Raw genomic sequence first — 21,578 nt, forward strand, 5'->3', positions numbered from 1 at the left:
GCCCGAAGCGAAGCGAGGGCGGGTTCCCTGCAGGAACGAGGGCGCATACCGCTTTCCGCTTAACTCGTAGAGCTTAACCCGTAGAGACATTTCCCCCTGTGCAGGGCGTAAAATCGTGTATAACACGGCGGCACGTCGCGCGGTTTGTTCTGCCTAAAAACTGCCGCTGCCGCATCCTCTTTTCACACACTCACTCTAGGAGTTTTATGCTCACCGTCTCTACTGTGCCGCTTGTTTTGTGTACGGCACTTGTTGCGTTGACTTTGCTGATTAGCGGTATTGCTAAGGCGAAGGACCCGCAGAGTACCGTGACCGGTATTCAGAATCTTGGTTTGGAGAAGATCGCGCCGACCCGTGCGGTGTCGCTGATTTTGCCGTGGTTCGAGATTACCCTGGCCGCCGTTCTGCTGCTGTCGCCGGTGCGTTTGCCTGTTGTGATTGCTTCGGGTTTGGCGTTGATTCTGATGCTGTTCTATACGGTGGTGATTGCGCGCGCACTGGCGACGGGTCGTACTGCGGGTTGTAATTGTTTTGGTTCTGAGTCGAATGCGCCGGTGAGCCGTTACACGCTGGTCCGTAATATTGCGTTGCTGTTGGCGGCGGCTGGCGCGCATGCGAGCGCGTTGAAGGGTGGCACGGGTGTTGTGTCGACTCTGCTGGGTCTGGGTAATAGCGGCTGGACTTGGATTATTGGCACTGTGCTGATTGCTGTGACGTTGGAGGCTGTTCGCCGCGGTGATGCTCTTGCGCAGCCGGAGCCGCAGGCTGAGGTGATTTTGCCGGAGCCGGTGTATGACGAGAACGGCGAGGAGCTGTATGTTCGTATGCCGATTCCTCATGCGGCGCTGTACCTGGAGAATGGTCGTCACACGAATTTGCGTGCGTTGGCTAAGAATCAGGCGCGTATGCTGGTGTTTGTGTCGGCGACGTGTGCTGGTTGTGTGAAGTTTTTGAAGACGATGTCTTCGTGGCAGGAGCGTCTGCCGCAGGTGGCGTTGCATCCGGTGTATTCGAGCCTGGAGTCGTTGCAGACCTCGCGTAATGCGGGTACGTTGCCTGAAGGGTTAACTCCGCTGATTGACCGTGATGCTGGTGCGCGCGCGAATTTCGGTAATGGTGTGCCGTTGGCGGTGGTTTTGGGTGCTGATGGTCTGATTGCTGGCGGTCCGGTGGCTGGTAAGGAGGAGGTTGAGGCGTTGCTGACCGATATTGAGGCGCAGTTCGCTGAGGCGGCTCGTCTGGCTGAGGAGGAGCGTCAGGAGCAGATGCGTAAGGCGATTGCTGAGGGCACGTCGAATACTGAGGGCGACCACCTCTAAACGCGCCCCTATCGTCCAGCCCCTGTAGCGCCTCTGTAGCGCTTCCGATAGCCCCGTCCGGCTCTTACTGCCCTTACCGGCAGACGCCGGGTGGGGCTATGCTAGTACGTAGCGCACACACCGCTTATACGCCGCGGTCACCTCGCCGGGTGGCTGGCGCGTCCTCAACCCTGTCTAAGGAGTTTTTATGGCAATGATGAGTTTCAACGCTCCGGGCGAGCGTGAGAAGTCCTTGTGGCTGGTCCGCAAGGAGAGCAACCCGAATCATTCGCAGTGGTACATTGACCGTTTTAAGGCGATGGAGGCTGAGGGTAATGATATGGCGGGTGAGTCTCGTCTGGTGAATGCGTTGGCTTCTCGTGGCGCGAAGATTCTTGATGCGGGTTCGGGTCCTGGCCGTGTGGGTAAGCAGCTGCACGCGCTGGGTCACCGTGTGACGGGTGTTGATATTGATCCTGAGCTGATTGAGGAAGCGCGCCGCGTCTGCCCGGATGCTACGTGGATTACGGCTGATCTGGTGGATTTGCCGGAGGTGCTGGGCATTGAGGGTGAGGCTACGGCGGAGAATGGTTTTGAGCTGCTGGTGTGTGCGGGTAATGTGATGGGTTTCTTGGCTCGTTCGACTCGTAAGCCGGTGGTGGAGAATTTCCGTCGCGTGTTGGCGCCGGGTGGCCGCGCTGTCGTGGGTTATGGTTCGGGTCCGGGCCGTGATTATGCGTTTGAGCAGTTTTTGGCGGATGCCCGCGAGGCTGGTTTGAACGTGGATAACACGTATTCGTCGTGGCAGATGCACCCGTTTGTTGAGGGTTCTTCAGAGTTTTTGGTGGCGGTGCTGTCCCGCCCGGCGGAATAGATTCACCTGTACAACGAGCGCGCTAAGCGCATTTAGCTAGGCATACAAATGGCCCGGCGCCTCCCCTGTGTGGGGTGGGTGCCGGGCCTTTTGTGTGTCCGGAAGAAGCGCATCCAGAAGAGGCACTAAAGAAGAATGGTTGTTCTAGTGGATCATGTAGATGTTGCGGGCGACTTCTTCGGGCAGGAAGGACGCTGCGAAGAGGATTGCCACGATGATGACGGCAAGCGCGGTCATGAGGCTGGAGCGCCAGCCGGGGTGTAGCTCGTTGAAGGTGATGAGTCCCTTGTGTTCTTTGTCCATGTTGACCACATTGATCTGCTTGTAGATGGTGGTTTGGGCGGAGAGCTTGGAGGAGACTTCTCGCATGGTTTTGCCGTCCCAGACGCGGCCGTCGATGCGCATGAGCTGTTTGCCGTCTTTGTCGACGGCCCACATGGCGGGGAAGCTGCGGTAGCGTAGGCGGCCGGCGACGGTTTTGAGTTTCTGGCCGTAGGCTTTTTTGGGGTAGAGCTTTTCGGCGTAGATAGTGTGGTCGATATTTTCGAGGGGTACGGCGAACCAGCCGAAGGTGCGTGCGCGGAGCACGTGGGTTTTGGTGATGACGATGATGGTGGGTTTGAGGACTGAGTAGAGGTTTACGCCTGCGATGGTGCCGATGAGCAGTACGAGGATGGTGTACGGCAGGGCGGGTCGCTTGTAGAGGATGAAGGCGAGCGCGGCGAGGAGCACGATGGTGCCGGGGAGTGCCGCTTCGATGCGCCTGCCGTAGGATCGCATGCGGGGGTGGAATAGTTCGTTGACTTCGCCGTATTTGGCGGGGACTTCGTGAGCGCGTTCTGCCATATACACAACTTTAGTGTGTGCGGTGCGTGAAACCTAGCGGACTACCTGCGTTACTCTGGTTCTATGCGTAATTTTTCTCCCGTGGAGCGGGTCCTGGCAATGTGGATGGTCGGTGTTGTGGTGGCGGTTTCTGTGGCTGCTGCGGCGCTGGTTATGACGAATAAGCTGGTGTATGGCCCGACGGGTCAGGTGCGGGAGTATTTTCATGCGTTGCGTACGGGTAATGGTTCGTATGCGCGTGGTTTGTTGGGTGCGCAGATTCCTGAGGGTGACGCATCTTTGCTTGATGGGGGTGCTTTGAGGCGTTCGGTGTCTTCGTTGGGTGAGGTGTCGTATGAGGTGGTGGAGACCAGCGAGGATGGTGAGCATGCGACGGTGCGTGCGTCCTATACGTTGGAGGGTTCGCAGCAGCATACGGATTTTCGTTTGCATCGTTCGGGTACGCATTGGGGCTTTTTTGATAAGTGGGCTATTGATGAGGCGTCTTTGCCGTCGGTGAAGGTGAATATTCAGGGTGTGGAGGCTGCGACGATTAATAACCGTAAGGTTGCGGTGGATAAGGGTGCGGCGTCGTTCCCTGTGTTTTATCCGGGCGTGTATGCGGTGTCGTATGATTCGACGGTGTATACGGCGCAGAAGGTGAATGAGGTGGTGACGGCGCAGGATGCGAATCATGCGGTGCGTATGGAGTTGAAGCCGAGTGATAATGCGTTGTCGTCGGTGAAGGAGCAGGTGCAGGATTATTTGAAGAAGTGTACGCAGCAGAGCACTCTTTATCCTGGTGGGTGCCCTTTTGAGTATGCGTTTTCGGGCCGTGTGGATTCTGAGGTGAAGTGGTCTGTTGAGAAGGTCGCGGATCCGCAGGTGAGTGTGAGCTCGGCGGGTGTGTGGTCGTTGAAGCCGATGTCGGGTACGGCGAAGGTGTCGTTTACTCAGTTGGATTTGTATACGGGTGCGCGTTCGCAGGTGCAGAAGGAGATTCCGTTTACGTTGAAGGCGTCGGTGGAGGCGGATGCGAAGGCGGTCCGAGTCTCCTTCTAAAGCCGCTGAGCTGCGCGAGAGCCAGTATGCTCTGAACGCGACATCAGGGTGCCTGAGCGAAGCGAGGGCGGGTTCCCTGTAGGAGCGGAAGAGCATACTGGCTCGTGGCTTATATGGGCTGAGAAAGGGCCGGTGTTATCCGTAGCGACATCAGGGTGCCCGAGCGAAACGAGGACGGGTGCCCCTGTAGGAGCGAGGATGACCCGGCCCTTTCGCGTCCCACAATCCTAAAAGTACAAAGGGAACCGGTACTATCCGCAGCGGTATCAGGGGGCACAACAGAAAAGGGTCAGTATTATCCGTAGCGACATCAGGGTGTCCGAGCGAAGCGAGGACGGGTGCCCCTGTAGGAGCGAGGATAATACTGACCCTTGATTCTTTTATAGATCCCTAGTTGATACCGCGCAGGTCCAGGACGAGTTCGCTTTCGTCTGCCTCGTCACCGGTCACGACGACGGGAATACCCCAGTCCTGCTGGTAGAGGTGGCATGCTGCGTGCTCGGGGATGTCACCGCCGGGGGTGCCGTCGCAGGCGGCGGCGCGCGCGGTGATGTGCAGGACTGCCTCGGTGATTTCGGGGTTGAGCACGAGGGTGCGGGTCAGTCCGGTGGAGGTGCCGGCGCCTTCCAGGATGAAGTTCTCGGGGGTGGATGAGATCTTCAGCTGGGTGGGGTCGCCCCAGCGGGTGTCGAGCTTCTGACCGGTGGGCACGGTGAATCGCGAGGTGAATTCGAGGGTGCCGCCGGTGAGCTTGGTGGAGGGGCGTGCGGTGGTGATGGCGCCTTCGTCGACGTGCTGTGCCTTGGCGGGGATGGAGGCGCGTACGAGCTGGTGGGCGTTGGTTTCGACGATGATGAGGCGCGGTTCTTCGCCGAGTGCTTCTTCGACGAGCAGGTCGGAGGGTTCGTCGAGACCGCGTTCGAGGGTGCCGAGGGTGCCGGTTGCGGGGTCCCAGCGGCGGATGGCGCCGTTGTAGGTGTCGGCGACGGCGATGGATCCGTCGGGCAGCTCGGTCAGGCCGAGGGGGTGCTGCATGCGGGCGGTGTCGGAGTCGCCGTCCACGAAGCCGAAGTCGAAGAGGCCCTTGCCGACGGCGGAGGTGACCTGTACGCCGTTGTCGGTGAAGGTGACGTGGCGCAGGCCGCTGGTTTCGGAGCATGCGACCCAGAGGCTGCCGTCGCGTGCTTCGATGATGCCGGAGGGCTGGGCGAACCAGGCGTCGGCGGCGGGGCCGTCGGCGAGGCCTTCAACGCCGGAGCCTGCGAAGATGCTGACGGCGCCGGTGACGGGTTCGTAGCCGAAGAGCTGGTGGGTACCTGCCATGGCGATGATGAACTGGCCGGCTTCGCGGGAGTAGACGGCGTCCCAGGGCGAGGAGAGCGCAATGTCGGTGGCGGGTACGCCGGCGGGGATGTGGTTGGGGTCGCCGGTGATGGCGTTGTCGCCGTCGATGACGCGCTGCACGCCGTTGCCTGCGAGGGTGCGCACTTCGCCGGTGCGCAGGTTGAGGGAGCGCAGGCGGTGGTTGACGGTGTCGGCGACGAGCACGTCGTAGCCGAGCTGTTCGCGCAGGTTTTCGGGTACGAGGGCGAGGCCGGCGGGTTCGTTGAAGCGTGCTTCGGTGCCGGTGCCGTCAACGTGGCCCTTGACGGGGTGGTTGATGGGGTCATCGCCGCCACCGTAGGTGTTGATGACGGTGTTGAGGTCGGCTGCTACCTGCAGGATGCGGTGGCGTGCGGTGTCTGCGACGAGGTAGGTGCGTTCGCGGTTGCCGAAGAGGTTTGCGGGGCCGAATTCGGCGGGCAGTTCGATGGCTTTGCCGGGGAAGGCGTAGGTGCCGGCTGCCTTGGGGCGGGGCACGTAGGGGCCGTCACCGCGGTGCAGGGTGCCCTTCGCCTCGTGTTCGGCGACGAGTTCGCGCACGAGGGAGGTGAGGCCCTGTACGTGGCCTTCGCCGGAGAGGTGGGCGACGATGTAGCCTTCGGGGTCGACGACGACGAGGGTGGGCCATGCGCGGGCAGTGTATGCCTGCCAGGTGGTCAGTTCGGGGTCGTCGAGTACGGGGTGGGTGATGTGGTAGCGGTCGACGGCTGCGGCGAGCGCTACGGGGTCTGCTTCGTGTTCGAATTTGGGGCTGTGTACGCCGACGGTGACGAGTACGTCGGAGAATTCTTCTTCAAGGGGGCGTAGTTCGTCGAGGACGTGCAAGCAGTTGATGCAGCAGAGGGTCCAGAAGTCGAGAATAACGATTTTGCCGCGAAGGTCCTGCAGGGTGAGGTTCTTGTCGCCGGTGTTGAGCCAGGCTCGGCCTTCGAGTTCGCTGGCGCGCACGCGTACGCTGCGGGTGGTGTTCTCACTCATGGGTTCTCTCTCCTGTTGGGTGCGCCGTGTGTGGGCGCGTCGGTTTGCTGTCCCCATTATGCCAGCGTGGTGGGGGTGGTTCGCTGGGAGTTGAGCATTGTGAACGCGGGAGGTAACGGCTCGTCATATTACGTCATATTTGCGTGAGTTGAGGAGTGCGAAAGTGGTATGCACGGGTTTGGAAATCATTGCATCTCATTCATTCGCCATGCCCTCCGGTACCGATACGCCGGGGCACCCCCGAAATATTTAACTTAATAAGTTAAGCCTTACCTAACTATTGATTAATCTAACCCTTAATTTTTAGACTGGGAGGGTGCGATTTTTCGCACACCCTTCTGCGGGACTCGCCGACGACCCCGCCCCCACCCAAGGCCCGCCCTGCAGGCGGCGCCCCCCCAAGAGAAAGGCCTCCCATGGTGCAACGTCAGCTCCCCAAGCCCAGCGAACTACTTGAATTTATGCAATTCAAGAAGCCCAGCCTCGACTTTGCAGGCAACCGCCTACAGAGCGCACTGACCATCTACGATTTGCGCCGCATCGCAAAGCGCCGCACACCAGCCGCCGCTTTCGACTACACGGACGGCGCCGCGGAAGGTGAACTGTCAATGACCCGCGCCCGCCAGGCCTTCGAGGATGTCGAGTTCCACCCGGGTATCCTGACGGATGTTTCCACCGTAGACACCACCACGAAGGTACTGGGTGGCACCTCCGCTCTACCCTTCGGTATCGCCCCCACGGGCTTTACACGCCTCATGCAGACCGAAGGCGAGATTGCCGGATCCGGCGCGGCGGGGGCAGCGGGCATCCCCTTCACCCTCTCAACCCTGGGTACAACCAGCATTGAGGATGTGCGCCGAGTCAACCCAAATGGCCGCCTGTGGTTCCAGCTGTACGTGATGCGTCAGCGTGAGATTTCCTACGGCTTGGTCGAGCGCGCCGCAAAGGCTGGCTACGATACGCTCTTCTTCACTGTAGATACGCCCATTGCGGGGGCGCGCCTGCGCGATAAGCGCAACGGCTTTTCCATTCCGCCCCAGCTTTCGCTGAAGACAGTGGCGAACGCGATTCCGCGCCCGTGGTGGTGGTATGACTTCCTCACCACGCCCAAATTGGAGTTCGCTTCACTCTCCTCGACAGGCGGCACGGTGGGCGAATTGCTGGACGCTGCCATGGATCCGTCCATCAATTACGAGGATCTTAAGGAAATCCGTGAGTTGTGGCCCGGCAAGATTGTCATTAAGGGCGTGCAAAACGTGGAGGATTCCAAGAAGCTGGCTGATTTAGGCGTGGACGGCATCCTACTGTCGAACCACGGCGGCCGCCAGTTGGACCGCGCTCCGGTTCCCTTCCACCTGCTCCCGGAAGTGGTTCGCGAGGTCGGCAAGGACACCGAAGTTATGGTGGATACCGGCATTATGAACGGCGCGGATGTGGTGGCCTCGCTGGCCTTGGGCGCCAAGTTCACGCTGATTGGCCGCGCCTACCTATACGGACTCATGGCGGGTGGCCGCCGCGGTGTGGATCGCACGATTGAGATCCTCTCGGAAGAGGTGCGCCGCACAATGCGCCTGCTACAGGTCAGTTGCGTTGAGGAACTCGAACCCAAGCATGTGACGCAATTGCGCCGCCTGCAACCCATTCCGAAGATTTAAACCTCTCCATCCCCGAGTGAGAAATAATTAAAGACGCCCCGCACGCATCACGTATAGATGCGCGCGGGGCGTTGGTATCCCTAGTGTGGTGGGCTGTTCTGCCCAGTGGGCAGGAGCTAGTTTTTACTTGGCGCCTGCAACCTCGGAGAGGTCACCAATCTTGGTGGGCTTGACCGGGGTCTTAGCGGTGCCGCTGAAGCCGTCGATACGGCCGGGTGCCTTCGGGGTTTCGATGGTGGAGACGTCAGTCGCCTGCTCAAAGGTCTTGGTGTTCAGCACGGATGCGGTGCCATCTGCATTGACAACGGTGTAGAGGTTGTCCTTGGGGTTGGTCTTGATCCAGGAGCCGTCCTCTTTCACGACGATGGTTGTACCGTTGGAGTCCATGCTGGTCCACACACCGTTATTCTGGATGCTGATGATAGCGCCGTCCTTGGATTCGAATGCAGCGAGTTCATCGGTGTAGTAGACGGTGCCATCGCTGGTCTGCACCTTCTTCACGCCGGACTGCTCCTTGAGCTGTTCCAGGGCTTTCTTGCTGGCGGTGTAGCCTGCGGAGGCTACCTGATTGGCGGATTCCTGACCCTTCTTGAGTGCTTCGGTTGCTTCGCTGGGCAGGTCGGTGGGAGTGCTGATGGTGCCCTGGGTGGTCTTAGTTTCTGCCTTGGTGGTTTCAGCTGCTGCGGAGGCGGTGCTCTTGGTGGTTGCTGCTGCGGAGGTGCTTGCGGGTGCCGAGGCAGTTGCGGAAGCGGTTGCAGAAGCGGACGCGCTTGCCGATGCGGAGGAGTTGGAGTTGGCGCCGGAGTTGCCGCCGCAGGCTGCGAGGCCGAGGGCACCGGCAATGGTCAGGGACAGTACAGCAATTGACTTCTTCACTGAATTTCTCTTTTCTGTATGCGCCGCTCTGCGACGGCGCAGTGCATGGTGTGGTTGACCTGTACTCCAGTGTGCCCGGAGTACGCCTTCATGCTAGCACCGTGACCTGAAAGCTCCCTGAGATGTTGCGGTGCTTCCCTTCCCCCGCTTTTCATGGGTCTTCTCAGCTCTACTGGTCTTCTCAGCGCGGCTTGAAGACGCAAAAACGCCCCGCACGCATCACGTTCGGATGCGCACGGGGCGAACGGATCTAGCTAGTCGCCAGCTAAGCGGTGGATACGGTTAGTTCACAGCCATGCTAGTCGGCTTAACGGGGGTCTTCGGGGCGGGGAAATCTCCCACCGGAGCCGGGGTCTTGGGCACTTCCAGGGACTGGTAGTCGTCCGAAATCTCCGAGGTCTTAACGTTCATAATGGAAGCCGCGCCATTCTCATCAACGTTAATGATTTCACCGTTAGGCTTGACAGCGGCCCAGCCGCCCTTCTCAGTCACGGCGATAACCTCGCCTTCAGGGGTCACACGTACCCAGCTGCCGTCGTTCTCAATGCTGATGTAGCTACCGTTCTTAGCTTCGACAACAGCGATGCTTCCGTCAGGGTCAGCGTACACGTTACCTTCAGTGTTCGTAGTCCTCTTGGTGGAGTGATCTTTCTTAGCCTCTTCGACGGTTTCCTTGTAATGCTCGTAGACCTTCGGGCCGTAGCTACTATCGGTGGCGTCCGTGGGCATGGAGGAAGCACCCGACAAGCCACCCTTCTGGCTTTCGGATGCCTTAGCGGAGGAGCTCGAGCTATTTGCGTGTGCAGAAGCAGATGCACTTGCCGAAGTGGATGCTGAGGTAGCTGCCGAGGTGGTTGCAGTTGCGGACGCGTTGGAGGAGGCAGACGCGCTTGCCGAAGCGGACGCGCTCGCGGATGCACTCTGGCTTTCGGCGGGTGCCTTGGCGTTGGAGCTGCACGCGGCAAGACCGAAGGTTGCGGCGAGGCTCAGGGACAGAACAGCCATAGTTTTCTTCACTGTGTTCTCTTTTCTGGTAGATCCCCGTGCTATGCCGGGGAGACCTATAGTGTGGTTGTTCGTTGAGTGAGAGTTGAGTGAGAGCTAGATTCTGAGCGCCTCCCTAATCCTAACAACAGTTATGCGAAGCTTCCTATTTTCCCTAGGAGTTCAGCGCAGCTTGAAGACGCAAAACGCCCCGCACGCATCACGGTCGGATACGCACGGGGCGTCTTCTAGATCAGGGGCTGTTACGCTCTGGTAGCGTCACAAGCCGCTGTTAGCTCTTTGCAGCTTACTTGGGCTGTGCGGGCTTGACGGGGTTGACCTTAGCCTGTGCGGGCTTTGCGGGAACCTTCGGAGCCTTCAGGTCTGCCTTCTCGCCGCCAACGATGGAGGTTACTTCACCGGATGCGTCCACGGTTGCCTGCAGGCCGCTGTTAGCCTGGATGCTCCAGGAGCCGTCAGCCTTGACTGCGACCTGGCCGTTTGCGTCCTGGCGGCTCCAGGAGCCGTCAGCCTGTACAGCTACCTGACCTTCGTCACCCTGAATGGTCCAGCCGCCGTCCTCGGAAACAATAACGTCGCCCTCAACGGCGGAGGAGGAGTTACCCTCGGAGTCCTTGGACTCAGCCTTGGTGCCCTTTTCGTCGGACTCTACCTTGGAGGAGTTGCCCTCGGAGTCCTTAGCGTCTACGGATGCCTTGCCGTCTGCGCCGACCTTCACGTCTGCGGAGTTGCCTTCGCCGTCGTTAGCCTTGACGGTGACGTTGCCGTCCTTGTCAACCTTCACGTCTGCAGTAGCGGAAGCAGATGCAGCCGAGGTGGTTGCAGCTGCAGAGGATGCCTTAGCCGAAGCAGTTGCAGAAGCGGATGCGGATGCAGTCGCGGTGGTGGTGGAAGAGGACTGGGAGCCGCATGCGCTCAGGCCCAGTGCGCCTGCGAAAGCGATGGACAGAACCGCGGTGGTCTTCTTCATTGCGGGGGCGATAGCCATTGTTTCTCCTTGTGGTTGTTAGTATGGTGCGGCTAGTTGGCGACGTATTCGCGTCGTGCGCAGGATCCTTGTGGGATTCCATAACGATTATCGGTGTAACCAACCGCGTTAATTCTATCGAGTTTGGGGGCTTTTATCCGAGCCGGCGGGCGTTTATCCGCATTCTAGCGGGTGGGATATCCCACGTTTCCGTCCGGCTTATCGGCTGGCCACTTCAGTTAGTTACGGGGAGTGGCGGGCTTGACGGGGTTAACAGTAGCGCCAGCGGGCTTGGCGGGAACGGTCGGTACCTTAATGGTGCCGCTGCCGCCGGTCTGTTCCCAGGTGCCGTTAGCTTCTACCTCGATTACGCCGTTCTCGCCGGTCTGTTCCCAGGAGCCGTCAGCATCGACCTCAACGACGCCGTTACCGACGCGCTCCCAGGAGCCGTCAGCTCGTACCTCAATGATGTCGCCGTTGGGTGCGTGGTAGGACCAGCCGCCGTCGGCCTTGATTTCGATGAGGGTGTAGCCGTTGGCTGCGCTGACGGTTCCGCTGTCGACGGTCACGGAGCCATTCGAGCCGCTCTTGGCGGAGGTCTCGCCTGCCTTCTCGTCGACCTTTGCGGAGGAACCGGAGTTGTTCGATGCAGAGCCGCCGTTGACGGTTGCGTTGCCGCTAGCGTCTGCAGTCACGCCGGTACCGTTGGCGCCGTTGACGGTTACATTACCGTTAGCGTCTGCGGTGACCCCGGTGCCATCAGCACCGCTGACGGTTACGCCGCCTTCGGTGACGGTGACGGTACCCTGCGAGCTGCTTGCGGTAGCGCTCGGGGAGGCTGCGTCGCTTGCCTTGACGGTGACCTTGCCGTTGCCCGCGTTGACTGCCGCGTCGGCGGTGGAGGATACCTTGGCGGTTGCGGTTGCGGTGGGTGCCGGGGCGGAAGCGGAGGTGTTCTGCGCACCGCAGGCGCTCAGGCCGAGTGCTGCGATTGCTGCCAGTGACAGTGCTGCCGCGCCAGTGCGAAAGCGACGGTTGGTGGTCTGTGCGGAAGTGTTCTGGGCGGGGCGTGCCATGAGGTGGTTCTCCTTGTGCGTCCCGGAGGGTCAATCGTCCGGGGTTTGTATGGTTGATTTTCCGGTTGGATGGGGCCGTTGTGTATGGTGTGTGGCTTTTCCTTCGCCGGTGATTCCAGCTTAGGGTGTGAGTCTAAGATTGAGCTTTAGTTTGCTGTGTTTAAGCTGTGTCCAGACGGCAATGTATAAGTATTTTTCCCAGCGGGGTTTGATAATCCCGATTTTTCACTCAGCTCATGCATAGCTTTATGCTCAAATGAATAAATTTTCTTTATTTTTTCTGTAGTCCACCCTAGCTTCTTCTATGAAGTAGGGATAGTTTCTGTGTTTTTAGCTCAACCACAACATTAAGGTCGTAGAGACACAACTGATCAGCGATTCTAGGGCTCCACCCCGCCTATCTCGGGGCGCTTCCGCTACTTGGGTCTTCTTCAGCCGGGGTTCCTCCACTGTTTTCCCCTGGGCAGGCATAATAAAAGACCCCCACCGTGAGGGTGGGGGTCTTTTATCAGATTCAAAGTCTCAAGAATTACTTCTTCTTAGCGACTGCTGCCTTCAGCTTGGAGCCTGCGGTCAGCTTCACGCCGTGACCGGCGGGAATCTGAATGGTTTCGCCGGTCTGCGGGTTACGGCCGGTACGAGCTGCACGGTCGGTGCGCTCGATTGCCATCCAACCGGGGATGGTGATCTTCTCGCCCTTGGAGACGGAAGACTCGAAAACCTGGAACACTGCGTCGAGGACTGCGTTTACGGTTGCCTGGCTCTTGCCAGACTTCTCTGCAACCTCTGCAACGAGTTCGGTACGGTTCTTAGCCATTAGGGTGCCCCTTCCAGAGACTTAAGGTTTGAGTCTAAAGCGAGTGACCGTCGGTGACGACGGAAAACCGTTTAGGAACTAAAATACCAGATTTACCAGCTGGACTTGGTGATACCGGGCAGCTCGCCGCGGTGTGCCATCTCGCGGAAGCGCACGCGGGAGATACCGAACTTCTGGAAGGTACCGCGGGGGCGGCCGTCGATCTGGTCGCGGTTACGCACGCGAACGGGGGAAGCGTTGCGGGGCAGCTTCTGCAGTGCCACGCGTGCTGCTTCGCGCTCCTCGGGGGTAGCGTTCTCGTCGATCAGGGTCTTCTTCAGCGCGATACGCTTCTCGTTGTAGCGAGCGACGATGACCTTGCGCTGCTCGTTGCGAGCGATCTTGGACTTCTTAGCCATTCTTAGCGCTCCTCTCGGAAGTCAACGTGCTTGCGGACGACGGGGTCGTACTTCTTCAGCACCATGCGGTCGGGGTTGTTGCGGCGGTTCTTACGGGTCACGTAGGTGTAACCGGTGCCAGCAGTGGACTTGAGCTTGATGATAGGACGGAGGTCCTTAGCCTTGGATGCCATTTACTAGATCTTCTCCCCGCGTGCGATGATTTCTGCAACAACGGCATCGATGCCACGAGCATCGATAACCTTGATGCCCTTAGCGGACACGTTCAGGGTTACCTTACGACGCAGCGAAGGAACCCAGTAGGTCTTCTTCTGAACGTTCGGGTCGAATCGACGCTTGTTGCGGCGATGCGAGTGCGAAATGCTGTGTCCAAAGCCGGGAACAGCTCCGGTCACCTGGCAGACTGCTGCCATGTTTCACTCCTTTATTGATTGACTTTTATGACGGTACGCAGTCGATGTTACTCGTAAGCGTCCCGCCACCAATGTAGAAGCACCGGGTTATTCGCCGGGCTAGAGTGTTTGAGATCGTCACGTGGGTGAGAGGCCACGCATCGATCCCCGCCGCGGGAAAAACGGTGAAGCTTATTAGTGTCGAGAGGCGTTTCCACCACTACGAACAGCGTTAAATTCTAGGTAAATACGGGGGTTCGTGCAAGCCTGCACGCCGGATTTTGCCTTAAAAATCCGCGGAATCTCGGTGTTCTGAGCCGATTGCACCTCGTTTAAGCGAAGAGCTCGATTCACGGATGCACGCCTACCCTCGAGCGGCAAACATACCTATCCATTCTACCAAAAATGGGTATTTTTGCAAGTCCAGATGTTTTTAAGGGATTCTTTAATGCCCCTAGTCAGGCATTAATTCGCGGTTTTAAGAACGGGCGTTCTTTATGTGACCGGGGATAAATTACACCGGTGAAATTCATGTTGTGAGATTAACAGCTTAAGCCGGATTTTAAGCCTTAAACAGCCCCGCACCACCGATTCTTGCGGTGTGCGCAGGGCTGTTAAACAGGCTTAAACACGCGTTTAAAGAGTATTTAACTCTCGTTTTAACACTTCCGCCCCGGTTTTAAAGGGCGGTTTAAGGGTTTGCAACGGTACGCGTAACGGCGGATTTACCGTTCCGTTACGGTGTAAATGCGGGCACAAATACGGTACAGATACAGCACAGGGCGCTCCCCCGGCATACAGTTTTACGCCGTAACGTGCGCCCCTCAGCATTAGTTCTTAAGGGCGTTAGTTTTTAAGGCTTGTCGCGGGCACCCACTGCGGGTACTTGGGGGTCACGCCGTCGCCGGAGCTCGTGCCCCTCAGACGGCGACCAATCCACGGCAGGGCAAACTCGCGAACCCAGCGTGCCTCCTGTTCAACCTTCTCGCGAGCGGTCAGCTGCACCTCCGGGGGCAGTACCGATTCGGTGACCACACCGGGCAGGCCGAGCTGCGCCAGCACGCGGGATGCGAAGCGTTCGTGGCCGAGGTCGTTCATGTGCAGGCGATCGTCAGCCCACAGACGCCAGTCGAGGAAGTCATTCCAGCGCCAGTAGTCGATAATGTGCACGCCGTGGTCCTCAGCGATACCGCGCAGTAGCTCGTTGTAGGTGGCGGTACGGCCGCGGGTACGGGCGAAGGGGCCCTGGCCCTGTACGTCCAGGCCGGTTACGGTAAGCACTTCGATTCCTTCGCCGCGCAGGGTGGCGAAGGCTTCGTCTACGTGGGTCATGAGCTGGTCAATATCCACGTTGGGTCGCATGATGTCGTTGCCGCCGCCGTAGAAGGTGACCAGGTTGGGCTTCAGCTCCAGGGCTGCCGGCAGCTGCTCTTCAAGAATGGGAATGAGCAGGCGACCGCGGATCGCGAGGTTTGCGTACTGCGCCTGCGGGTCTACTGCACCGAGGCCTTCGGCAACGCGGTCTGCCCAGCCGCGCAAGCTGTTGGGGCGACGGCGGTCAACGTCGCCCACGCCTTCGGTGAAGGAGTCGCCGATTGCCACGTAGCGTACTGATTCACCGTTGAGCTTGCCGTTGGAGTCTAGGAGCGGGGTCGTCATTGTGTTCTTCTTTCCGGGCCTCTATAGAGAATGACCCTTCTGTGGAAGAAGCCGGCACACCCGCGCGGTGTACCGGCTTCTTCGCTTAGCTTTCGGTGCGTCCTGCCTTCCAGTATCCCACTGTTGAGGGTTCTTCTTCAGACATGAGCGGAGGTTTCTTAGGATGCGACAGCTGACCCGGTAGCTGCGGATGCCCTCCGCGGATGGGGAACAACCACCACGCTACCGTCGTTAAACGGGTCCGCAACCTCGGCCTTCAGGCTAAAGATGGTGTGCAGGTTCTCACGGGTGAGCACTTCGTGTGCTTCGCCTTGGGCGACGATGGAGCCGTCCTTCATAGCGACGAGGTAATCAGCGACTCGGGCGGCGAGGTTCAGCTCGTGCAGCACCATGATCATGGTGGTGCCGCGCTGTTCGTTGAGGTCCGAGAGTAGGTCGAGTAGCTCCACCTGATGTGCCAGGTCGAGGTAGGTGGTCGGCTCGTCCAGCAGTAGAATGTCAGTTTCTTGGGCGAGCGCCATGGCAATCCAGACACGCTGACGTTGGCCGCCGGAGAGTTCGGTGACCTGTCGTTCGGCGAGGGACATAGTGTCGGTGGCTTCTAGCGCCCAGGCGACCGCCTCATCATCTTCGGCGCTATTGCGTTTGAAGAGGCCTTGGTAGGGGTAGCGGCCGCGGGAGACCAGGTCTGCTACGGTAATTCCTTCGGGGGCGATGGGATGCTGGGGCATCAGCCCGACCATGCGGGCAAAGCCTTTCATGGAGTATTCGTGGGTGGGTTTGCCGTCGAGGGTGAAGTCGCCGTTGAGCGGCTTGAGCAGTCGGGAGACACCACGGAGCAGGGTGGATTTACCGCAGCCGTTGGGACCGATGATGGCGGTGATTTTACCCTTCGGGAATTCGAGGGAGAGGTCTTTGACGATGGTGGTTTCGCCGTAGCCGAGGCTGACGTTCTCAACTTTGAGGGTGCGTTCGGTGATTTCTTTCATGGCGTCCTTTCTTCTCTAAGGCTTTTCCCGGGAGCCTCCTAACTTAGCCTATCCTAATTTCGGGTCAGAAAATAGCGGATCCCCCGCACTGTTCATACTTCTGTAGAACAGCACGGGGGATCCGTTATATTGGCGAACTTTAGAAGTTCACTTTTCCGTTGACGAGCCAGCCGCCTTCCGCTGCACGCTGGAAGACTTCCTGAGCCATGGTGCGGCTGTAGGTCTTGGAGACATGGTTGTCGTCGATGTAGACGTAGATGTTTCCAACCACGGGGCTGCACATGCCGTCCGGGCAGTACACGTCCTTCAGGTCCACCATGACGGCACCCTGGTTGCGGTACTTATCGAAGATTTCCTTTGCAGGGTTTTCGGCGGCGTACTTGTCACTTGCGGGTCGTGCGCAGGAGCTCTTGTCGTCGCCGGCCTTCTGAGCGCATTCGTAGATGTTGTACTCGAAGCGCGGGTTATCGCGCAGGCCGATGACCTGGACTCCTGCCTCGGTGAGGCGGCGGACCGTCTCGTCGAGGCTCGGGTCGACTCGTTCGTCGTTCGATCGTGCCTGGGCAACGGTGGCGATGAGCACCACGGTCTGCGGCTTACGCTTGAGAATTTCCTCGGTCATCTTGGTGTTGAATTCCGAGCATTCGTTGCTGGCGTTGACGGCGCGGACCGGGTACTGGCAGCCGCCGAGCAGGTAGGTTTGCAGGTTGGTTTTGGTCTGTTCTGCGATGGGCTTGAAGATGCTCAGCGCCTGTTCGGCGTGGGAGTTACCGATGACCATGGTCAGCGGTGCGTCCTCGGGTCCGTACTTCTGCACGTTGCAGTACTTGGCGAGTGCCGGGTCGGAGGGCGCGAAGCTGCCAACGCAGGGGTCGCTCAGCCCGTCGAACTGGGTTTTGACGTCACCACCGGAGGGGATGGGGTTGTCAATGAGTCCCTGCTGGGCGCCGCCGATAGCGCGGGCGCCGGGGTAGTTTTCGCTGGCGGTCTGTACCTGCAGTTCGGCGTTGTGCTCGGACTGGGTGTTGCGGTAGCCTACCCATGCCTGTGCGGCTACCAGGGGTACACCTGCGACCAGGAAGATCGCGAGGATGAAGGCGAGCTGGTCTGCCCAGGTCTTGACCGAGAAGATGGTCTTGAAGCGCATCTTCATCATGAGCCAGGGTACGAAGGGGTCCTTGCGGTAGCGCAGCGGCTTCTCGACGAAGCGGATGAGCAACCATGCCAGGCCGATGGAGGTAAGGATGATGACAGCACCTTCGATGAAGTTCACGCGGGAGGTACCGACGGCGCTGCTGTAGAGGATGAGGATGGGCCAGTGCACCAGGTACAGGGCGTAGGAGATGTTGCCGAGGTTCTGCAGGGGTGCGGAGACCAGCAGTCGATCGATGCCCCAGCGGCTGTTGGTGCGGCCTGCCATGATGACGAGGGCGCCGGAGAGCACGGGCCAGAGCGCCAGGTAGCCGGGGAAGGCTCGTTCGACGGGCAGGATTGCACCGCAGGTGACCAGGCCGATGATGCCGACCCAGCCCATGACGACTCGCGCCTTTTCGGGCGCCTTCCATTTGAGGGTGAGCATCGCCAGCAGGGTGCCGATGGCGAATTCCCACAGGCGGGTGCGGGTGTCGAAGTAGGCGAATCCCTGGTTGGTGTCGGTTTCGACGATGGAGAAGGTCAGGGATGCTACGAATACCGTGTTGAAGATGAATACCGCGGTGGTGAAAAGGTTCCCGCGGAATCGGTGCACGACGTAGGCTACTGCGGCGAAGAGCAGGGGCCAGATGATGAAGATCTGCCCCTGGATGGAGAGCGACCAGAAGTGCTGGAAGGGTGACTTCACGGAAGCGTTTTGGGCGTAGTAGTCCACGGAGCTGAACGCGAGGTTCCAGTTCTGGAAGTAGAACAGGGAGCTCCTTGCGTCGGTTACGGTTTGCGACCAGCGACTGGGCGCGAGCACGAAGAAGGACGCAATGGTGGTACACGCGATAACCACGGTGGCTACGGGTAGCAGTCGCTGGAAGACGTGCATCCAGTAGCTGAAGAGATTGAGGGGTTTGCCTTCGTTGATCTTGCGCATGAAGGAGAGCGAGAGCAGGAAGGCGGAGATGAAGAGGAAGACATCCACACCGCCGGAGACTTTGCCGACCCAGACATGGTAGAGCACCACGAGGAGCACGGCGAAGGCTCGCAGGCCCTGAATTTCAGGGCGGAATCCTCGCGATTCGATGAATTCTTCGAGGGGGTAGTCGCTGGCTTCGCGTGCTTTGATGCTGCGCGGGGCGGTGGTGTAGGTTCCCTGCGAGGCGGGAGCCTGCGGGGTTCCGGAGGTTTCAGACATTCTCGGTTCCTCAGGATGGATGTCGATATGCTAGTGCGGGTCCCTTAGACACTACAGGACACTCGTACAATAAAATCCTGATCCGCACCTCTGCTATGAGGCTGGTGCGAACCAGGATTTTTCTGAGCCCCCTACCGGATTCGAACCGGTGACCCTCTGTTTACAAGACAGATGCTCTGGCCAACTGAGCTAAGGAGGCAACCTGTCCAGTGTACCTTATTCTCTTGGTTGAGTCTGCTTAGTTATTCTTTTAGGGTTTGGTTGAGAATACTTCTAAATTATGGGGTAATGGTATGTTCGTTTCCTTCGTTTTACCCCTTATGAGCACCACCTCTGTATGGTGCTCACCCATCCCTCGTACTTATCACCGTGTATGGAAAAACCCGGTAGCCTCACGCCGAGGTTACCGGGTTTTCGTATCGAAGCGGTTACTTCTTCTTAGCTTCGATCTTTTCCTTCAGGAAGGTGCTGAAGTCGTTGCTGGTGTACTGGTCACCATCAACGAAGACGGTGGGGGTACCCTTAATACCGTTCTTTGCGGATTCAGCGTTGACCACGTCCACGAAGGGGCGCCACTTGCCATCGTTCATATCGGAGCCGATGGAAGCGTGGTACTTCGAAGCGATGTCGGCGATCTGCTGGTTGTTCATGTCGCCGCGGCCCTGGTGGGTAAAGATCTCGCGCTGGTAGTTCAGGAAGTCGCTGGTGCTGACCTGGTTTGCCACGGAGTATGCTGCTGCCGCGTTACGTGCGGAGTAAGCGGTGGGCGAGGAGCGGTCCAGGAAGGTCAGGTTGCGGATTTCCAGGGTGATGGTGCCGTCCTCGACGAGCTTCTGGATTTCTTCACCGTACTTCTTCTCGAACTCTGCACAGTGCACGCAGTTGTAGTCCTGGAAGATGGTCACGCGTACGGGCTGGCCGTTCTTGGATGCCTCTTCAGCGGTCTGCACGCCCGGGGGCAGGGTGTTGACTGCTGCTGCGGTTCCGTTGACCATGGGGGTCACTGAGGAGGTCGAGGTTGCGAGCTGCTTGAAGTCGCGGTTCTCCTGGGTGGAGGAGTTCTGGACGATGCCGTCCTTGGTCAGCACAATGCCACCGTATTCGTTGGCGCTGGAGGGCACCGGGCCGCTTTCTGCTACCTTGGTGTTCTTGTTGCCGTTGACTACGACGAAGCCGATGATACCTACGATGATGAGGACCACGGCGAGTACGCCGAACTGGAGCCAGCGGCGGCTTGCCTGGCTGGGGCTCTTCTTGGCCTGCTGGGCCGCAATCTGGCGGGCTTTTTCGCGGGCGTCGGTCGACATGCCTGCTCCTTTGGTTGGGAATATGGGTGGCGGTTCGTCCACTTCTTCTAGCCTACTCCGGTTGGAGTGAGCGTCCATCCGAGCAAAGCTTCAGATGATCTGATCTTCCGACCCGGGGTTGTTCGTATCCCCTATAGGGTGTTCTAGAGCTCAGCTTCTGCCGTATATAGCAGCTGAAAGCTATGTCGATCAGTTCCTGTCACGTGGATAGGTTCTGTCTTTTCTCTAGTGTGGACGTACCGCGCTACCCGTCTAGCCTACCGAATGGGTGCCTTATCGGCTAGTTAATACCCTGGCTGAGATGCTGTGATGTCGATTCTCACGCTCTCAGCTTATTTTCCTTGTAAACTTCTGTAGCATTAGGAGGCTCCTCTCCCCTGCCACAAGTAGCGCACAAGTATAGCGCCGAGGCACCCATCCGGTTCAGCTCACCAGCTGCTAGGGAATGTTGTAGATTTCTACTCCCCCAATGAACGGGCGGGTGTCGAAGTTCCCCTTCCACTCCACGTTCAGGCCGTGCTTCTCCAGTACGGGGATAATAGTGTCCTTCATGAGCTCTACGGAGAGCTTCTTGTGAAGGGCACTGATCTCTTCCTTCTGCGCATCGCTCAGCGCGTTCCATTCATTTTCGTCCCTGGGGTAGGCGAGGAAGGAACCGAAGCCAACGTAGGTTCCGCCGCTCTCTGCGAGGCTTTCGGCGTCCTGCTGGTGAAAGTAGATGTATCCCTTCCATTCACGGCTATCGTCGATCTCATCCCAGATCTCTGAGGAGGCGCAGGTACCGCAGCAGGTGAAGTTCTGTCGTGCAATGACGCCTTCTTCTTCCAGGGCTGCGAAGGCACGATTGAGGTTGGAGTTCTTCTGCATTTCCGGGGTAATGCCCAGCTCAGCAGCAAAGGCACGACGACGCTTGATGAGCTCCTCCACGTAGTCCTCTACGCGCTTCTCCCAGAGCTTGCTGTCTTCATTCTCCCCATCGTATTCCAGACCGAGTACGTCCATCACATAATCGGTGATGGTTTCTACGTACTGTTCGGTATCAGATTCACCCATGAACAGCAGGGGCCAGATAGGCCAGAGCAGCTCGGCTTCGTCTTCTTCGTCCAGCCCCCATTCTTTGGGGAAGGGCGGGTCGAGGCGTTCTTCGCTCCAGCGTTCGTAGATGCTCTTCTCATCGGCCATGATGATGCTCCTTTGCTTGCTCTCTACTCGTTGAGGTAGAGATGTGGACTGCTCTTGTTGTTAAGGTACCAAGAGTTTCTCCACCGTGCCCTCTGCTTCGTCATTCAGGCGGATCTGTGAACTCCCCATCTCGTTACCTCTGCAGTAGGCTGGCACGCTGTCGGGCTGGCTCTGCAACCATGTTCCCCTGCTTCTCTGCTGCGTCTCTGTACCTCTGCTGAGTTATGGGGCTTTCGGTTCAAAAGTTTTTGGGTACACAAAAAGAGGGGAAGACCTATAAGGTCTTCCCCTCTTGAATAAAAAACCCGCGGTGACCTACTCTCCCACACCCACAAAAGTGCAGTACCATCGGCGCGAAGAGTCTTAGCTTCTGGGTTCGGAATGGAACCAGGCGTTTCCCTCTTGCTATAACCACGGAAAATCTTCCGAATAAAAAGCCTCAGCCTCCCGAAGGAAGCCCAGGGTTATTATCCAAAAACCATACAGTGAACGCAAAC

General features: G+C 58.6%; 19 protein-coding genes, 1 tRNA gene and 1 rRNA gene. 4 read left to right on the plus strand and 17 right to left on the minus strand.

Annotated features, from left to right (window positions below):
• Positions 1 to 206: 206 nt before the first annotated feature.
• Both HMPREF2842_RS08625 and HMPREF2842_RS08630 read left to right on the plus strand, forming a co-directional pair.
• Entirely contained in the window at positions 207 to 1,319 is a 1,113-nt protein-coding gene (locus tag HMPREF2842_RS08625; RefSeq protein ID WP_070644286.1) for a MauE/DoxX family redox-associated membrane protein, read from the plus strand.
• Between the two features lie 187 nt (positions 1,320 to 1,506).
• Positions 1,507 to 2,172, plus strand: coding sequence for a class I SAM-dependent methyltransferase (locus tag HMPREF2842_RS08630; protein WP_070644291.1), 666 nt, complete (start codon positions 1,507 to 1,509; stop codon positions 2,170 to 2,172).
• Positions 2,173 to 2,316: 144 nt separating this feature from the next.
• On the opposite strand, the gene HMPREF2842_RS08635 is transcribed toward HMPREF2842_RS08630, so the two are convergent.
• Positions 2,317 to 3,018: a hypothetical protein gene (locus tag HMPREF2842_RS08635; RefSeq protein ID WP_070644294.1), complete on the minus strand. Its 702-nt coding sequence runs from the start codon at positions 3,016 to 3,018 to the stop codon at positions 2,317 to 2,319.
• A 63-nt stretch (positions 3,019 to 3,081) separates the two neighbouring features.
• Between HMPREF2842_RS08635 and HMPREF2842_RS08640 the strand changes: the two genes are divergently transcribed.
• Positions 3,082 to 4,059, plus strand: a complete 978-nt coding sequence (locus HMPREF2842_RS08640; protein ID WP_049354946.1) for a hypothetical protein — start codon at positions 3,082 to 3,084, stop codon at positions 4,057 to 4,059.
• Positions 4,060 to 4,449: 390 nt separating this feature from the next.
• Here HMPREF2842_RS08640 and HMPREF2842_RS08645 read toward each other — a convergent pair whose 3' ends face one another.
• Positions 4,450 to 6,420 (minus strand): NHL domain-containing thioredoxin family protein, encoded by a 1,971-nt coding sequence (locus HMPREF2842_RS08645; protein WP_070644299.1) that lies wholly within the window; start codon positions 6,418 to 6,420, stop codon positions 4,450 to 4,452.
• Between the two features lie 416 nt (positions 6,421 to 6,836).
• Between HMPREF2842_RS08645 and HMPREF2842_RS08650 the strand changes: the two genes are divergently transcribed.
• Entirely contained in the window at positions 6,837 to 8,075 is a 1,239-nt protein-coding gene (locus tag HMPREF2842_RS08650; protein WP_049340534.1) for an alpha-hydroxy acid oxidase, read from the plus strand.
• Between the two features lie 123 nt (positions 8,076 to 8,198).
• Here the strand turns inward: HMPREF2842_RS08650 and HMPREF2842_RS08655 are convergent, their stop codons facing one another.
• The 15 genes from HMPREF2842_RS08655 to rrf all read right to left on the minus strand — a co-directional run bounded on the left by HMPREF2842_RS08655 (position 8,199) and on the right by rrf (position 21,500).
• The gene (locus HMPREF2842_RS08655) at positions 8,199 to 8,951 is read right to left on the minus strand and encodes a hypothetical protein (protein ID WP_049340532.1); all 753 of its coding nucleotides are present in this window, start codon (positions 8,949 to 8,951) and stop codon (positions 8,199 to 8,201) included.
• Between the two features lie 282 nt (positions 8,952 to 9,233).
• Positions 9,234 to 9,956 (minus strand): transcriptional regulator, encoded by a 723-nt coding sequence (locus HMPREF2842_RS08660; protein WP_239663439.1) that lies wholly within the window; start codon positions 9,954 to 9,956, stop codon positions 9,234 to 9,236.
• 286 nt (positions 9,957 to 10,242) lie between these two features.
• Entirely contained in the window at positions 10,243 to 10,944 is a 702-nt protein-coding gene (locus HMPREF2842_RS08665) for a hypothetical protein (protein WP_070644302.1), read from the minus strand.
• A gap of 218 nt (positions 10,945 to 11,162) precedes the next feature.
• A complete protein-coding gene (locus HMPREF2842_RS08670) occupies positions 11,163 to 11,999 on the minus strand; it encodes a hypothetical protein (RefSeq protein WP_070644304.1) in 837 nt (278 codons plus the stop codon).
• A 529-nt stretch (positions 12,000 to 12,528) separates the two neighbouring features.
• Positions 12,529 to 12,816 (minus strand): HU family DNA-binding protein, encoded by a 288-nt coding sequence (locus HMPREF2842_RS08675; protein WP_005506733.1) that lies wholly within the window; start codon positions 12,814 to 12,816, stop codon positions 12,529 to 12,531.
• Between the two features lie 92 nt (positions 12,817 to 12,908).
• Complete coding sequence (rpsN, locus tag HMPREF2842_RS08680; protein ID WP_005506731.1) at positions 12,909 to 13,214, minus strand: 30S ribosomal protein S14; 306 nt, start codon at positions 13,212 to 13,214, stop codon at positions 12,909 to 12,911.
• Positions 13,215 to 13,216: 2 nt separating this feature from the next.
• Complete coding sequence (gene rpmG, locus HMPREF2842_RS08685) at positions 13,217 to 13,387, minus strand: 50S ribosomal protein L33 (RefSeq protein ID WP_004005967.1); 171 nt, start codon at positions 13,385 to 13,387, stop codon at positions 13,217 to 13,219.
• Between the two features lie 3 nt (positions 13,388 to 13,390).
• A complete protein-coding gene (gene rpmB / locus HMPREF2842_RS08690) occupies positions 13,391 to 13,627 on the minus strand; it encodes a 50S ribosomal protein L28 (protein ID WP_004005966.1) in 237 nt (78 codons plus the stop codon).
• A gap of 825 nt (positions 13,628 to 14,452) precedes the next feature.
• A complete protein-coding gene (locus HMPREF2842_RS08695; protein WP_070644307.1) occupies positions 14,453 to 15,265 on the minus strand; it encodes an SGNH/GDSL hydrolase family protein in 813 nt (270 codons plus the stop codon).
• A gap of 158 nt (positions 15,266 to 15,423) precedes the next feature.
• On the minus strand, positions 15,424 to 16,254 hold the full coding sequence (locus tag HMPREF2842_RS08700) for an ABC transporter ATP-binding protein (protein ID WP_070644311.1): 831 nt from the start codon (positions 16,252 to 16,254) through the stop codon (positions 15,424 to 15,426).
• 139 nt (positions 16,255 to 16,393) lie between these two features.
• Positions 16,394 to 18,592: an acyltransferase family protein gene (locus HMPREF2842_RS08705; protein ID WP_070644313.1), complete on the minus strand. Its 2,199-nt coding sequence runs from the start codon at positions 18,590 to 18,592 to the stop codon at positions 16,394 to 16,396.
• Between the two features lie 125 nt (positions 18,593 to 18,717).
• Positions 18,718 to 18,791 (minus strand) — tRNA-Thr (locus tag HMPREF2842_RS08710).
• Positions 18,792 to 19,020: 229 nt separating this feature from the next.
• The gene (locus tag HMPREF2842_RS08715; RefSeq protein WP_005506718.1) at positions 19,021 to 19,899 is read right to left on the minus strand and encodes a DsbA family protein; all 879 of its coding nucleotides are present in this window, start codon (positions 19,897 to 19,899) and stop codon (positions 19,021 to 19,023) included.
• Between the two features lie 438 nt (positions 19,900 to 20,337).
• Entirely contained in the window at positions 20,338 to 21,081 is a 744-nt protein-coding gene (locus HMPREF2842_RS08720; RefSeq protein ID WP_070644314.1) for a DUF6891 domain-containing protein, read from the minus strand.
• 302 nt (positions 21,082 to 21,383) lie between these two features.
• Positions 21,384 to 21,500 (minus strand): 5S ribosomal RNA (gene rrf / locus HMPREF2842_RS08725).
• Between the last annotated feature and the right edge of the window lie 78 nt (positions 21,501 to 21,578).

This window comes from Rothia sp. HMSC069C10 (genome assembly GCF_001812205.1).
GTDB classification, from domain to species: domain Bacteria; phylum Actinomycetota; class Actinomycetes; order Actinomycetales; family Micrococcaceae; genus Rothia; species Rothia mucilaginosa.